Source organism: Streptomyces sp. NPDC055013, assembly GCF_053608645.1.
Genome location: NZ_JBSGVW010000005.1, coordinates 315,499 through 330,150, shown reverse-complemented (window position 1 = coordinate 330,150; position 14,652 = coordinate 315,499). Strand labels below are relative to the sequence as shown.

General features: G+C 71.2%; 14 protein-coding genes and 1 tRNA gene. 3 read left to right on the top strand and 12 right to left on the bottom strand.

Annotation, left to right across the window (positions count from 1 at the left end):
• Positions 1-65: 65 nt before the first annotated feature.
• Positions 66-3,299, top strand: a complete 3,234-nt coding sequence (locus ACWGDB_RS09595) for a S41 family peptidase (RefSeq protein ID WP_453821915.1) — start codon at positions 66-68, stop codon at positions 3,297-3,299.
• Positions 3,300-3,540: 241 nt separating this feature from the next.
• Here ACWGDB_RS09595 and ACWGDB_RS09590 read toward each other — a convergent pair whose 3' ends face one another.
• From ACWGDB_RS09590 to ACWGDB_RS09575, 4 genes are all read right to left on the bottom strand, one after another.
• Positions 3,541-3,753 carry a hypothetical protein gene (locus tag ACWGDB_RS09590; protein WP_453821914.1) on the bottom strand — a complete coding sequence of 71 codons (213 nt, stop codon included), beginning with the start codon at positions 3,751-3,753 and terminating at the stop codon, positions 3,541-3,543.
• 88 nt (positions 3,754-3,841) lie between these two features.
• Positions 3,842-4,726 (bottom strand): SDR family oxidoreductase, encoded by an 885-nt coding sequence (locus ACWGDB_RS09585; RefSeq protein WP_453821913.1) that lies wholly within the window; start codon positions 4,724-4,726, stop codon positions 3,842-3,844.
• Entirely contained in the window at positions 4,723-5,667 is a 945-nt protein-coding gene (locus ACWGDB_RS09580) for an alpha/beta fold hydrolase (RefSeq protein WP_453821912.1), read from the bottom strand. The genes ACWGDB_RS09585 and ACWGDB_RS09580 overlap by 4 nt, the downstream gene beginning before the upstream one ends.
• Entirely contained in the window at positions 5,664-7,244 is a 1,581-nt protein-coding gene (locus ACWGDB_RS09575) for a flavin-containing monooxygenase (protein ID WP_453821911.1), read from the bottom strand. Before ACWGDB_RS09575 ends, ACWGDB_RS09580 begins: the two co-directional genes overlap by 4 nt.
• A gap of 141 nt (positions 7,245-7,385) precedes the next feature.
• Here ACWGDB_RS09575 and ACWGDB_RS09570 point away from each other — a divergent pair, with 141 nt between their 5' ends.
• Positions 7,386-8,027, top strand: coding sequence for a MerR family transcriptional regulator (locus ACWGDB_RS09570; RefSeq protein WP_453821910.1), 642 nt, complete (start codon positions 7,386-7,388; stop codon positions 8,025-8,027).
• A 9-nt stretch (positions 8,028-8,036) separates the two neighbouring features.
• On the opposite strand, the gene ACWGDB_RS09565 is transcribed toward ACWGDB_RS09570, so the two are convergent.
• Both ACWGDB_RS09565 and ACWGDB_RS09560 read right to left on the bottom strand, forming a co-directional pair.
• Positions 8,037-8,513: a hypothetical protein gene (locus ACWGDB_RS09565; protein ID WP_453821909.1), complete on the bottom strand. Its 477-nt coding sequence runs from the start codon at positions 8,511-8,513 to the stop codon at positions 8,037-8,039.
• 45 nt (positions 8,514-8,558) lie between these two features.
• The gene (locus ACWGDB_RS09560; RefSeq protein ID WP_453821908.1) at positions 8,559-9,362 is read right to left on the bottom strand and encodes an exodeoxyribonuclease III; all 804 of its coding nucleotides are present in this window, start codon (positions 9,360-9,362) and stop codon (positions 8,559-8,561) included.
• Positions 9,363-9,439: 77 nt separating this feature from the next.
• On the opposite strand from ACWGDB_RS09560, the gene ACWGDB_RS09555 reads away from it, so the two are divergent.
• Entirely contained in the window at positions 9,440-9,916 is a 477-nt protein-coding gene (locus ACWGDB_RS09555; RefSeq protein ID WP_453821907.1) for a GNAT family N-acetyltransferase, read from the top strand.
• 4 nt (positions 9,917-9,920) lie between these two features.
• Here ACWGDB_RS09555 and ACWGDB_RS09550 read toward each other — a convergent pair whose 3' ends face one another.
• The 6 genes from ACWGDB_RS09550 to moaC all read right to left on the bottom strand — a co-directional run bounded on the left by ACWGDB_RS09550 (position 9,921) and on the right by moaC (position 14,592).
• Positions 9,921-11,114, bottom strand: coding sequence for an MFS transporter (locus ACWGDB_RS09550; protein ID WP_453821906.1), 1,194 nt, complete (start codon positions 11,112-11,114; stop codon positions 9,921-9,923).
• A gap of 142 nt (positions 11,115-11,256) precedes the next feature.
• Positions 11,257-11,330, bottom strand: a tRNA-Ala gene (locus ACWGDB_RS09545).
• 72 nt (positions 11,331-11,402) lie between these two features.
• Positions 11,403-12,680 (bottom strand): divisome protein SepX/GlpR, encoded by a 1,278-nt coding sequence (gene sepX, locus ACWGDB_RS09540; protein ID WP_453821905.1) that lies wholly within the window; start codon positions 12,678-12,680, stop codon positions 11,403-11,405.
• Between the two features lie 171 nt (positions 12,681-12,851).
• Positions 12,852-13,472, bottom strand: coding sequence for a GNAT family N-acetyltransferase (locus ACWGDB_RS09535; RefSeq protein WP_453821904.1), 621 nt, complete (start codon positions 13,470-13,472; stop codon positions 12,852-12,854).
• A 59-nt stretch (positions 13,473-13,531) separates the two neighbouring features.
• Entirely contained in the window at positions 13,532-14,068 is a 537-nt protein-coding gene (locus ACWGDB_RS09530; protein ID WP_453821903.1) for a MogA/MoaB family molybdenum cofactor biosynthesis protein, read from the bottom strand.
• On the bottom strand, positions 14,065-14,592 hold the full coding sequence (moaC, locus tag ACWGDB_RS09525) for a cyclic pyranopterin monophosphate synthase MoaC (RefSeq protein WP_383606388.1): 528 nt from the start codon (positions 14,590-14,592) through the stop codon (positions 14,065-14,067). The genes ACWGDB_RS09530 and moaC overlap by 4 nt, the downstream gene beginning before the upstream one ends.
• Between the last annotated feature and the right edge of the window lie 60 nt (positions 14,593-14,652).

Sequence of the window (14,652 nt, the reverse complement as noted above, 5' to 3'; positions counted from 1 at the left end):
CGTGGGTCACGTTCGCCCCCATGTCACGAGTTGCTCAGGTCCGTCCCCGGGAAAAGCATGGGTAGGTGAGCTATCTGCGCCTGCCGCACCTCCATGACGACCTGCTGTGCTTCGTGGCCGAGGACGACCTGTGGCTGGCCCCCCTCGACACCCCGGCCCGCGCCTGGCGGCTCACCGTGGACCGCACCAAGAGCGGCCACCCCCGCTTCTCCCCCGACGGCCGCCACATCGCGTACACGAGCTGGCGCAGCCTGGTCCCCGAGATCCACCTCATCCCGGTGGACGGCGGCCCCGGCCGCCAGCTCACCCACTGGGGCTCGGCCGACACCCAGGTGTGCGGCTGGACCCCCGACGGCGTGATCCTCGCCGTCGCCTCCCACGGCGAGCCCTTCTCCCACTTCACCTGGGCCTACAAGGTCCGCCCTGACGGTGATCCCGGCCGCAAGCTCCCCTGGGGCCCGTGCTCAGACCTCCAGGTCGCCGACCTCGACGGCGAGCGCAAGTCCCTGCTCCTGACCGGTACCCCGCCGCACGAACCGGCGTCCTGGAAGCGCTACCGGGGCGGTGCCATGGGCAGGCTGTGGCTGCACGGCGAACGCCTCCTCGCGGACATCGGCGGCCACCTCGCCTCCCCCATGTTCGTCGGCGGCCGGATCGCCTTCCTCTCCGACCACGAGGGCGTCGGCAACCTCTACTCGTGCGCGTACGACGGCTCCGACCTGCGCCGGCACACCGACCACGACGCCTTCTACGCCCGGCACGCCGCGAGCGACGGCACCCGGGTGGTGTACCAGTGCGCGGGCGACCTGTGGATCGTGGACGACCTCGCCGCGGACTCCGAGCCGCGCCGGCTCGACGTACGCCTGAGCGGGCCGCGCGCGGGCCGGCGTCCGTACCAGGTGCCGGCCGCCCAGCACGTCGACGGCATCTCCGTGGACGAGACGGGCCGCGCGAGCGCCGTGGTCGTGCGCGGCAGCCTGTACTGGCTCACCCACCGGGACGGCCCCGCCCGCACGATCATCGACACCCCGGGCGTACGGGTCCGGCTCCCGGAGATGCTCGGCTCGGTCGGCCAGGTCGCGTATGTGACGGACGCGGAGGGCGAGGACGCCATCGAGATCGCCTACCTGCCCAGGGCGACCGGCGACCGCGAACCCCGCCGGCTGGCCTCGGGCGAGCTGGGCCGGGTCCTGGAGATGGTCGCCGACCCGCAGGGCGAGCGCCTCGCGATCGCCGCGCACGACGGACGCCTCCTGCTGCTCGACGTGACGGAGGACTCCAACGGCGAGGTCACCGAGCTGATCCGGTCCGTCAACGGTCCGGTGCGGGACCTGGCCTTCTCCCCGGACGGCAGCTGGCTGACGTGGTCGCACCCCGGCATCGGCCGCACCCTCCGCCAGATCAAGCTGGCCCGCATAAAGGACCGGATGATCGTCGACGTCACCAACGGCCGCTTCGAGGACGAGAATCCGGTGTTCACGCGGGACGGCCGCTACCTGGCCTTCCTCTCCTGGCGCGGCTTCGACCCCGTGTACGACGTCCACACCGGCGACCTGTCCTTCCCGCTGGGCTGCCGCCCCTACCTGGTCCCCCTGTCCTCCGCGACCCCCTCCCCCTTCGCCCTGAACCCGGAGGGCCGTCCCGCGGCCGGCGGCCTGGACCCGGTGGAGGACGAGGAGGGCGGGGACGGCGGCGCACCGACCGTCGAGATCGAGGGCCTGGAGAGCCGGGTCACCCCCTTCCCGGTCACCGCCTCCAAGTACTCGGCGCTGTCCCCGGTCGCGGGCGGCGGGCTGGTCTGGCTGCGCTGGCCGATCTCGGGCGCGCTGGGCGAGACGTTCGCCAACCCCGACGACATGACCGGCCGGCCGACCCTCGAACACTTCAACATCAGCAAGGCGAAGAAGTCCGAACTGGTCGATCATCTCGACTGGTTCGCGGTGAGCGGCGACGGCAGCCGGCTGGTCCTGGTCGACGAGAGCGAACTGCGCGGAGTTCCGGCCTCCGAGTCCGGCGACAGCGACACGACGGTGTGGATCGACCTGCGCCGCATCCTGCACCAGGTCGACCCGGTGGCGGAGTGGCGGCAGTCCTACGCGGAGGCGGGCCGGCTGATCCGGGCGTACTTCTGGGAGCCGCAGATGTGCGGCATCGACTGGGACGCGGTCCTGGCCCAGTACCGCCCGCTCGTCGAACGGGTCGCCTCCCCCGACGAGTTCGCGGACCTGCTCCGCGAGGTCCTGGGCGAACTCGGCACGTCACACGCCTACGTCTCCGCCGCCCGCCGCAACGAGGGCCCGGCGCACTACCAGCGCTGGCAGGGCCTGCTCGGCGCCAACTTCGTACGCCGCGACGAGGGCTGGATGGTCAAGCGCATCCTCCCCGGCGAGTCCTCCGACTCCAAGGCCCGCTCCCCGCTGGCAGGCACCGGAATCCGGGAGGGCGCGGTCCTCACCCACGTCGACGGCCGCCCCGTGGACCCGGTCACCGGGCCCTACCCCCTCCTGGCCGGCGCCGGCGGCACGACGGTGGAGCTGACGTTCACGCCGGCCGAGGGCGAGGCGGGCCGGGCACGCCGCGTGGCCGTGGTCCCCCTCATCGACGAACGCCCGCTGCGCTACCAGGACTGGGTCGCCAAACGCCGTGCCGTCGTACGGGACTTGAGCGGCGGCCGCTGCGGCTACCTGCACATCCCGGACATGGGCGGCTCGGGCTGGGCCCAGTTCAACCGGGACCTGCGCATGGAGATGTCACGCCCCGCACTGATCGTCGACGTACGAGGCAACGCGGGCGGCCACATCAGCGAGCTGGTCGTGGAGAAACTCACCCGCACGATCCTCGGCTGGGACCTCACCCGCAACGCCCAGCCGGTGTCGTACGCCTCGAACGCCCCGCGCGGCCCGGTCGTCGCCCTCGCCGACGAGGCGACCTCCTCCGACGGCGACATGATCACGGCCGCCTTCAGACTCCTCAGACTGGGCCCGGTCGTCGGCCAGCGCACCTGGGGCGGAGTCGTCGGCATGACCGGCCGCCACCGCCTGGGCGACGGCACGGTGATCACGGTCCCGATGAACGCGGCCTGGTTCGACGCGTACGGCTGGAGCATCGAGAACAAGGGGGTGAGCCCCGACGTCGAGGTCCTGCGGACGCCGCTGGACTGGGCGGAGGGCCGCCACGCCCAACTGGCGGACGCGGTGGAACTGGCGCTGGAGCTGTTGGAGACGAACCCGTCGGCAACTCCCCCGGACTACGCCCACGTACCGGACCGGTCAAGACCAAAATTGCCGCGGCGTTCTTGAGAGGCGGCGGCACCAACCCCCTGGGGGCGCGGGGCTGTACCAATGTGCGGCTCCGCCGCGCGGGCGCGACAAGCCCCCAACCTCTCGACGCGCGGCGACACCAACCCCCTGAGGGGCGCGGGGAACTGCGCGACAAGCCCCCACCGGCCGGCACCCGACAACACACCCCCACAGCAACGCAAAACGCGGGGCACCCACCAATCCAGGGGGCACCCCGCGTCGCGTTCAGCGAACCGACTGACTACCGGTCGTAGTCGTGGTCGAAGCGCTCCTCGTCCTCACGCATGCGGTCGGACTCCTCGTCCCGCTGCGGCCGCTGCGGGCGACCCCGCTCCGGCTGGCCCTGCGGACGGCCCCGCTCCGGCTGCCCCTGCGGACGCTCCTGCTGACCGTGCTGACGCGCACGCTCCTGCAGCTGCTCGGACTTCTCCTTGAACTGGTCCTTCATGCCCATGTGGGTTCACTCCCGTAGTGAGTGGGGGGTTGGCCCCTCGGTGGGGCCTCGACCAGATTCACACGGGCGATAACCCTGCGCATGTCGATCAGTTACGCCGCGTAATACGCTCCTGCTCATCGGCGGCGCCGCCCGCTCCGACCAGCCCCGTCCGCACCCCCACCAGCCGGTCTCCGAAGCGCCGCATCTCCCGTTGCCCCACGGTCCCGATGATCCCCGGAAGATAGCCGCGGACCCCCTGCATCCCGCGCAGCCACCACTGCCCGTAGACATGGCTGGAGCGCCGCTCGATCCCCGCCACGATCCGGTCGACCGCGGGCCCCAGCGGATACGTCTTGTTGGACGGCCACGGCAGCCGCTTCCTCAACTCCCGCATGACGTCGTCCTGATCGGCGCCGCGCACCATGTCGGTGTCGGTCCAGGACAGATACCCGACCCCCACACGCACGCCCCTGTAACCGACTTCGGCCCGCAGACTGTGCGCGTACGCCTCCACACCCGACTTTGACGCGCAGTACGCGGTCATCATCGGCGCCGGGGTGATGGCCGCGAGCGAGGCGATCTGCAGCAGATAGCCCCGGCTCTCCATCAGCACCGGCAGGAACGCACGAGCCGTCACCGCCGACCCGATGAGGTTGACCTCGATGACCCGCCGCCACGCCTCAGGGTCGGAGTCCACGAACGGTCCCCCGCTGGCGACACCCGCGTTGGCGACGACGATGTCGACCTTCCCGAACCGTTCCTTCACCTCCCGCGCCACCCGCGCCATCGCCTCGTGATCCGTCACGTCGGCGTACCAGTGGTCGCTGTCGCTGTGCAGCCGTTCGGAGACCTGCTTGAGGGCGTCCGCCTCCAGCCCCATGAGCGCCACCTTCGCGCCGCGCGCCGAGAGCTTGCGGGCGAGCAGCTCCCCGACGCCCCGCGCCGCCCCCGTGACGACGGCGACCTGTCCTTCGAGGCTCACCCTGCTCATGCGCCCTCCTTGACCTGCGTGTACGTCTTGACCTGCGGGTACGTCATCGCGAGTTCGCGTATCTTCCCGGTCACCAGCTCGGGCGCCTCGACCGGTGTCATGTGCCCGAGGCCGGGCAGTTCGGTGACGCCGAGGCAGTGCGGCAGCGCGGCGGCCAGCGAGCGGGCGTGCACCGGCGGGGTCAGGCGGTCGGCCGTGCCGACGACCACCGCGGTCGGCACCGTCAACTCCCTTACGCCGTGGTCGAGATCGAGCAGATCCAGCACGTTCGACCAGGCGTGTCGCACCCTGCGCGGGCACGCGTGCACGATCCGCGCGCACGCCTCGACCATGTGCGGGGCCGAACCGGGCCCCATCGTCGCGTACTTGAGGATCGACCTGGCGATCGGCGTGACCGGCCCGAGCGGCGCCCGGGAGCCGAGGATGTGTTTCGTCAGCCAGGTCCGCAGCCGCCCCGGCCGCATCGGTACGACCGTGGACTCGGCGACCAGCCGCGAGGCGCCCGTGCTGCACAGCAGAACCGCGGCGGCATGCGAACGGAACCCCGGGCGGGCGGCGGCGGCCATCACCGTCATGCCGCCCATGGAGTGCCCGACGATCACGGCCTTCTCACCGGGTGCGAGTGTCGCCTCCAGTACGGCTTCGAGGTCGTCGGCGAGGACGTCGCTGCTGCACGCCGGGCTGGCCGGGCTGCGTCCGTGGCCGCGCTGGTCGTAGGCGATGACCCGGTGGTCGACGGCCAGCTCCCGGATCTGCGCCGCCCAGAAGGCGGTCGAACAGGTCCAGCCGTGCGCGAGCACGACGGCGGGCGCGGCCGTGTCGTCGACGGGACCGTGCACCTCCACGTGCAAAGGTGCACCGTCGGCGGATATCGCCGTCAGCTCACGGGCGGGGGCGGGCGGGGCGTACGGCCCGGAGGCGACGTGCATCAGCCGGCTCACGCGGTCACCCCCGACTTGGCGTCCTTGGAGTTGGCGTCCTTCGACTTGCCGCTCTTCGCCTTGCTGTCCCGCGACTTGGCGTCCTGCGGCGTGGCGTCCTTCTCGGCCGGCGCTCGCAGGAGCTCGTACTCCGCCAGATCCACCCGCCGCGTGGCCCGCCGGAACTCGGTCGTCGTACCGGGCCAGACTGTCGTGTTGCGGCCGCTGGCGTCCAGGTACCAGCTGGTGCAGCCGCCCGTGTTCCACACCGTCCGCTTCATGCGCTCCTGAACCCGCCGGTTCCAGGCGTGCACGGCGCTGGGCCGGGCGTCCAGAGCCGCGCGTCCGCCGAGGACGTTCAACTGCTTCACGAAGTCGGCCATGTAGTTCAGCTGGGACTCGATCATGAGGATCATGGACGAGTTCCCGAGGCCCGTGTTGGGCCCGATGATCGTCATCCAGTTCGGGAACCCGGCGGCGGACGCGCCCCGCAGCGCCTCCATCCCGCCCTTCCACGACTCGGCGAGGGTCTGCCCCCGCGCACCCACCACCCGGTCCGCGATCGGCATGTCGGTGACGTGGAACCCCGTGCCGAAGACGATCGCGTCGACCTCGGCCTCGCTGCCGTCGGCGGCGACGAGGGTCGAGCCGCGAATCTCGCTCAGACCGCTGGCGACGAGGTCGACGTTGGGCTGAGCGAGCGCCGGGTAGTACTCACTGCTCAGCAGGATCCGTTTGCAGCCGATGCGGTAGTCGGGGGTCAGCTTGGCGCGCAGGGCCGGGTCCTTGATGGAGCGGGCCATGTTGCGCTTGGCCAACTGCTCGATCAGGCCGAGCTCGTTGGGGCGCTTGGTGAACGCCTGGACCTGCAGCTCTCGGATGCCCCACAGCAGTCCACGGCGCAGTTGCGCGGTGAGGGGCAGGGCCCGGTGCAGGGAACGCTCGACGCCGCTGATGGCACGGTCGACGCGGGGCATGACCCATGGCGGGGTCCGCTGGAAGAGCGTGAGCCGCTCGACCTGCGGCTGGATGGACGGCACGATCTGGATGGCGGAGGCGCCGGTGCCGACCATCGCGACACGCTTGCCGCTCAGGTCGAAGTCGTGGTCCCAGCGGGCGGAGTGGAAGACCTTGCCGGGGAAGGAGTCGAGCCCCGGGATGTCCGGCATCTTCGGGTCGGACAGCGGCCCGGTGGCGGAGACGACGAGGTCGGCCGAGAGACTCCCCGCGCTGGTCTCGATGTCCCAGCACAGCCGCTCGGCGTTCCAGGTCATCCGCTGCACCTCCGAGTTGAAGCGGATGTGCGGCCGCAGCCGGAAGACGTCGGTGACGTGCTCCAGGTAGGCGCGGATGTGCTGCTGGCCGGAGAAGGTGCGCGGCCAGTCGGGGTTGGGCGCGAAGGAGAAGGAGTACAGATGGGACGGCACGTCACACGCACACCCCGGATAGCTGTTGTCCCGCCACGTGCCGCCGACGCTGTCGGCCCGCTCCAGGACGACGAAGTCGGTGACGCCCTCGCGCCGCAGCCGTACGGCGGCCCCCAGCCCGCCGAACCCGGACCCGACCACCGCGACCCGCACATGTTCGCGTTCGGCCATGCCTGTGCCTCCCTGCTTCCACCCGGAACCCGGAACCATGCCAGTGAACACTGGCACAATGGGGAGAGTAGAGGAGGTCCGTACCGACCGGTAGGGGTCGGATCGAGGAAAGTTACCGCCGGTACGAATTAAGGTTCCCGGGTGACCGAGAAGCGTGAATACCGCATGGAGGAACTGGCCCGCCTGGCCGGCATCACGGTGCGCACCCTGCGCTTCTACCGCGAACGCAAACTGATCCCGCCACCCCGCCGCGAGGGCCGCATCGCCTGGTACGACGACCAGCACCTGGCCCGCCTGCGCACGATCTCGGCACTGCTGGAACGCGGCCACACCCTGAACGGCATCGCGGAACTCGCCGACGCCCTCGACCACGGCCGTGACGTCGCCGACCTCCTCGGCGCCGCCCCCACGGAGGAGGAGCCGGTCCGCCTCACCCCCGAGGAACTCGCCGCCCGCTTCGAGGGCCAGGTCACCCCGGAGAACCTCGCCGCCGCCCTGGACCTCGGCTACCTCGGCACCGACGGCGGCGAGATCGTCCACATCAGCCGCCGTCTCCTGGACGTCTCCTCGGCCCTGGTCCGCGAGGGCATCCCCCTCGCCGAGGTACTGGCCGCGGGCAAGCAGGTTCGCGAACACGTCGACGACCTCGCGGAGATGTTCGCCGAACTGGTCCTCCGCCACGCCCGCGAGGACGACCTCCAGCGCCTGCGGCCGCTCGCGCGGAGTGTGGTGGAGGCGGAGCTGTCCTTGGCGCTGGACCGGCGGCTGCGCAAGCGGGACTGACCGCGCGCCCTACGTATTGAGCCCGCTCTCCGGCTGGGCGAACAGCGCCCGCGCATTGTCGTTGAGCTGGGCGAAGCCCTCCACCATCTGCGCGGCGACCCGCCATTCTGAGGGCCGCTGCCCGGGCTGGAACTCCCAGTGGTGAAAGGCGAGCCCTGTGAACTCCTCGCTCACCGCCGCCGCGGGCTGCCGCCGCCGCAGAAAGAACCGGAGCCGGGTCCTGGCACCCCACCGCCCGCCGGGCAACGGGTCCGGGTCGGAGATCTGCTGGATCTCATGGGACTCGTCGAAGAACTCCGAGCGAGCCCGGAGGAACTTGCGCAGCCCGTCGCCACCTTCCCAGACATGGCCGTCCACGAACCCGGTACGAAAATCCGGGGTCAGGACCTCGTCCAGCATCACCTCGGCCGACGCGTGCGCCTGCAGGGCGACGAAGTACCGCTCGATGGTGTCCATCATCACTGGCGCCAACAGGGCTTCCGGCATGGTCAACCTCCGTGCGTCGACGGCGGCCGGCAGATCGTTTTCATGCTAGCGGTCGAAGACGACAGTCACCGGCGCATGATCCGACCAGCGCTCGGCGTGGCTGGCCGCCCGCTCGACATACGCCTTGACCGCACGGTCCGCGAGCCCCGGGGTGGCCACCTGGTAGTCGATGCGCCATCCCGTGTCGTTGTCGAAAGCCCGCCCGCGGTACGACCACCACGAGTACGGCCCCTCCACGTCCGGGTGCAGCGCCCGTACGACGTCGACGTAGCCGCCCGCGCCCGGGGCGAACACCTCGGTCAGCCACTCCCGCTCCTCCGGCAGGAAACCGGAGTTCTTGGTGTTGCCGCGCCAGTTCTTCAGGTCGGCCTGCTGGTGGGCGATGTTCCAGTCGCCGCAGACCAGGACCTCGCGGCCGTCGGCGGCGGCGCGCTCACGCAGGGACTTCAGGTAGGCGAGGAACTCGCCCATGAAGCGGACTTTCTCGTCCTGCCGCTCCGTGCCCACCTCGCCGGACGGAAGGTAGAGCGAAGCGACCGTCACACCCGGCAGGTCGGCCTCGACGTAACGCCCGCTGCCGTCGAACTCACTCGACCCGAAGCCGACCTGGATCCGGTCGGGCTCGCGGCGGGTGTAGAGGGAGACGCCGGCGCGGCCCTTGGCGGCGGCGGGCGCGTGCACGACGTGCCAGCCGTCGGGGGTGCGGACGGACTCGGGCAGCTGCTGCGGCTCCGCGCGCACCTCCTGAAGGCACAGCACATCGGCCTCGGTGCCGGCGAGCCACTCGACGAAGCCCTTCTTCGCGGCGGCCCGCAGCCCGTTCACATTCACAGAGGTCACAGTGAGCACTCGGGCACCCTACCGGCACACTGGACGGTGTCCGATTCTGGAAACTCTTGACCTTGAATTGATATACGGTATCTAGCATGTATATACACCCCGTCCCCTTCGACCACCCTGACGCCGTCAAGCTCAGCGATCAGGTGCAGGCCGAGTACGGCGTCCGCTATGGCGACGCCGGCGACGCCACACCCCTGGACACGGCGGACTTCAGGCCGCCGAACGGCCTCTACCTGATCGCGTACGACGCGCTCGGCACCCCCGTCGCGTCCGGCGGCTGGCGGTCACAGGACGAGAACGGCGAGGGCAACGAGGACGGGGACGCCGAGCTCAAGCGGATGTACGTCATCGAGCAGATGCGCGGGCGAGGCCTGGCGAGACGCGTCCTGGCCGCACTGGAGGAGGACGCGCGGGCGGCGGGCCGTACGCGCATGGTGCTGGAGACCGGGACGAAGCAGCCGGAGGCGGTGGCGCTGTACACGTCCAGCGGCTACGAGCCGTGCGGGAAGTTCGGCTACTACCGCTTCCACGAGCTGAGCCTGTGTTACGCGAAGGCGCTGTGAGCGCTCAGTTGCGTGCGGCGTTGACGCGGTAGAGGTCCCGCACGCAGAGGTTGAGGACGGTGGCGGCGACGACCAGCCCGGCGCACGCCAGCAGCACCGTCCGGTTGCCCCAGCTGCCGGAGGCGAGCGCGGTGAGCAGATAGCCGAGCGGAATGGCCAGCCGCTCCCCGACGCTGTTGAACGCGCTCATACGTCCCAACTCGCCCTGCGGAACGTGCTGCTGGAAAGCGGTCGTCCACGCGACGATCGCCACGTCCAGCGCGACCCCCGCGAGCAGGGTGGCCAACAGCAGCCAGGGCAGGGGCAGTCCCCACGCCATGACGAGCAACGGCCCGGCGAGCGGTGCACCTGCCACGACCGCCACGACCATCAGCCGGTACGGCCGCCAGCGCAGGCACACCACGGTCCCGACCAGCAGCCCCGCGGAGAACGCGGCCGCCACGAGCCCCCAGTCACGCGCGCCCGCGTACTGTTCCGCCGCGACGACCGGCCCCAGCAACTGGAAGCCGGCCAGCCAGGCGGCGACGAGGACGGCCCCGGCGACCGTGTAGGTCCACAGCCAGGTCCGCGACCGGAAGCCGGTCCAGCCCTGCCGCAGGTCACTCAGTGCACTGGTCGCGGTGACGGGCGCGTCCAGGCGCAGCCCGAGCAGCAGGACGGCGGCCACGGCGAAGGTGAGCGCGTCCCAGGCCAGCGCCCAGGCCGGGCCGCTGACCGCGACGACGACTCCGCCGATGGCCGGCCCGAGCACTTTGACGGCGTTGCTCGGCAGCCTGAGCAGAGCGTTGGCCTGCTGCAACTGCTCCGCCGGCACGATCTGGGGCACGGCGCCCTGGGTGGCGGGCACGGTGAAGGCCATGGCCGTCCCCGAGACGAAACCGCAGACCGCGATGGATGTGGTCGTCGCCTGGCCGAAGGCGACGGTCACGGCGAGCGCCCCCTGAGCGGCGGCGGCCAGCAGATTGCCGAGGAAGAGCAGCCTGCTCCGGGAGACCCGGTCCGCGAGCACTCCGCCCACGAGAAGGAAGAGGACGGTGGGGACGGTGTTCGTGGCGAGCACCACACCGAGGTCCCCGGCTCCACCGCCCTGCTCGATCACGGAGTAGGCGAGCGCGAGAGGCGCCATCGCGGATCCGGTGGCCGAGATGAGACTGGCGGTCACGAACCGCCGGAAGCGCGCGTTCCGCAAGGGCGCCACGCGCCTGGCCGGTAACTCCGCGGTGGCCTTCTGCACAGTCCCCCTCAAGACGTGACCCCTTGGGAACAACAAAGATCCCGCCCGATCAACCGATCGGACGGGATCTTTCAACTGCCCAGGTTTCCCTGGAAAGTTGTTGCGGTGGACCTGAGGGGATTTGAACCCCTGGCCCCCTCGATGCGAACGAGGTGCGCTACCGGACTGCGCCACAGGCCCTTGCAACGAGTGAAACTTTAGCACCCCGATCGGCCTGCTTGGAAATCCGTTCCCTGGCCGGACGAGGGGTGGCTACTCGTTCGCGGCTCGTGGCCGCTCGCCGTCCTCGAACTGGTCGAACAGCGGCGTACGGCCCCGCTCACGCGCCCGGCGGGCGGAGGCGGCCCGGCGGGCGTCGCTACGACCGCCCCCCTCGGCCTTCTCCTCCTCGGGACCCGCGTCGCCCGGCTCGGCGCCCCGCGCGGACCCGTCCGCGGCCTCGGCGCCCGCCTCCCGGTCCCGGCCGACGGGGCTCGACCGTGCCGAGCTCCAGGCGTCCGGCGCGCCGAGGTCCACGTCGGAGGTGGCCCGAGGCGCGACCGGCGCGGTCACGTACGTCGGCAGGGGCACCGGCACCGGGTCCCAGCTGTCACCGTGGCCGGGCCTGCGCTGCCGCTCGCGCTGCTGGTCGACCCACTCGGCGTGGTCGGTCTGCTCGACGAGGGCGCGCCGGTCCGCGGCGAGCGCGGAGAGCCCGGGGTCGGTACCTGGTTCGGGCCCCTCGTCGGACTCGTCGAGGCCGGCACCGGCGTCGGCGGGGCCGCGGCGGCGCGACTGGCGCGCATGCTCGCGCAGCCGCTGCGCGGCGACCTCGGCGCGGCGCCGGTCCATCTGGTAGGCGAAGCGGCGGCGCTCCTGGGAGCGCAGATACGCGATGTACCCGCTGAGCATGACGGCGGGAACGCCGGGTGCCCACAGGAACGCGAGCCCGCCGACCGCGGCGACGATCGCGCCGAGGGTGAAGGCGAGGAAGAGGACGACGGTGGTACGCCGGCGGCGCGCGAGCACCTTCAAGCGCCGGGCGCGCGCTGCTGCCGCCTCCTCCGAGGCCGAGGGCGCCCGCCGGGCGGCGGGTACTCGCTTGCGTGCCTTGGGGCCGGAGCCCGCTTCGGCCGTGGGCGCGCCCGCGCGCTCGGGGGCCTGTCTGGACCCGTGTTCGGGTGCCGGTTTGCCCGCCGGTTCTCGCGAGGATTCCCGCGCCGGCTCCTGGCGCCCCGGTGCCTGCGCCTGTACCGCAGCCTGGGTCTGCGGACGGGTCGGAGGCATGGCGAAGGCCCGGACGTCCACCGACTCGGTGACGTCGCCCGGGTCATCGGCGCTGGGCTCCCCCTCCTCGGTGGAGCGCGCGCGCAGGTCCTTGGCGTACCGGCGCTCCATCCCCGCCCGTCCGGACAGCAACCGGATGGCGGTGCTGAAGCGTTCCGTCGGACGGGCCTCGTTCAGCTCGTCCTGCCTACGGAGCCACATCGGCACCAAGTAGGCGGCCCAGGCCCCGACAATGACTGCGTAGATGAGGCCGCTGCTGCTCACGTCTCACACGGTAGAGGGGTTTGCGTGAGGCCATCCGCCAATTGAGCCGGTGTGTCGCACGATCTGGCTGATATTTCGAACTTTTTTTGTGACCGATGCGATCAGCAGCCCGCCGAGGCGCGAATTTAATGCCCTGAGCCGGTCATCCGGCGATCAATTTCGAACACTTATTCAATTTCCGGGCCAGGCGGGATTCCCTCGGCTGTTCTGGCGGGTGTCCTGCGGGTTCGACTGTGATGTCTTCTGCGAGCGCGCCCGTTGCCAGCGGCCGAGCAACCCTTCCGGCACCTCTTCGGCCGTGAGCGCGAAGACGAGATGGTCGCGCCAGGCTCCGTCGATGTGGAGATATCGCGGACGCAGCCCCTCCTCGCGGAATCCGAGTTTCTCCACGACCCGGCGGCTGGGCGCGTTCTCGGGGCGAATGCAGACCTCGATGCGGTGCAGACCAACGGTGCGGAAACAGTGATCCACCGCGAGTGCCACCGCGGTCGGCATCACACCGCGGCCCGCCACCGCCTCGTCCACCCAGTAGCCGACGTGTCCCGAGCACATCGAGCCCCAGGTGATCCCGGCGACGGTCAACTGCCCGACCAGCCGCCCCTGGTACTCGATGACGAACGGCAGCATCCGGCCCGAGTGCGCCTCGGACCGCAGATGCCGGACCATCTGGCGGTAGGTCGGCCGGTGCGTGATCGGTCCGCTGGGCGTGGGTGGCGGAATGGTCGCCTCCCAGGGCCGCAGCCAGTCCCGGTTGCGCCGGTTGACCTCGCGCCAGGCCCGTTGGTCGCGCATCTTTATCGGCCTCAGGACGACATCGCCGTCCCTCAGCACGACGGGCCAGGATGGGCTGTTCAGCTCGCACCCCCGCTGCTGGGTCTGGGGTGGTCGCCGCCGCGGATCTGGTCGACGGCGTGGGTCAGCAGGGGCTCCAGGACGGCCAGCCCGTCCTTCACCCCGCCGCTGGAGCCGGGCAGGTTGATGATCAGCGTGTGCCCGGCGACTCCGGTGAGCCCCCGGGACAGCGCCGCCGTGGGCACCTTGTCCCGTCCGAAGGCCCTGATCGCCTCGGCGATGCCCGGCACCTCGAAGTCGAGGAGGGCACGGGTCGCCTCGGGGGTGCGGTCGGTCGGCGAGATGCCGGTGCCGCCGGTGGTCACGATGACGTCGTACCCGGCATCGACTCCGGCGCGCAGGGCTGCCTCCACGGGGTCGCCGTCGGGGACGACCTGGGGTCCGTCCACCGCGAAGCCGAAGCGCTTGAGGCCGTCGGCGATCAGCGGGCCGCCCTTGTCCTCGTAGACCCCGGCGGCGGCCCGGTTGGAGGCGGTGACGACCAGCGCGGCGTAGGGCGCCACCAGCGCGCCACCCACCGAGGCATCGAGAGTCATGCCCGGCTCCAGTCGCCCGACTTGCCGCCCGTCTTCTCCTCCACCCGTACGTCCGTGATGACCGCTCCCTTGTCGACCGCCTTCACCATGTCGATCACGGTGAGCGCGGCGACGGAGACCGCGGTGAGGGCCTCCATCTCGACGCCCGTGCGGTCCGTCGTCTTCACGGTGGCCAGGATCTCCACCGCGTCGTCCGCGACCGACAGATCCAGTTTCACACCGGACACCGACAACGGGTGGCACAGCGGGATCAGGTCCGGTGTGCGCTTGGCGCCCATGATGCCCGCGATACGCGCGGTGGCCAGGGCGTCGCCCTTGGGTACCCCCTCGCCGCGCAGCAGCTCCACCACGCGGGGCGAGACGAGGACGCGTCCGCTGGCGCGGGCGGTACGCGCGGTCACGTCCTTCTCGGAGACGTCGACCATGCGGGCCGCGCCCGCCTCGTCGATGTGCGTCAGCCGCTCCTGCGTGGGTCGGTCGTGCTCATGGGGTCCGGGGGTCTCCCCCCGGGAAGGCACAGTCATGATCGTGTGGCGCTCCCGGTCCGGGCCCGTCGCGGTGCGGCGCGCGGACCTGCTGTGCGC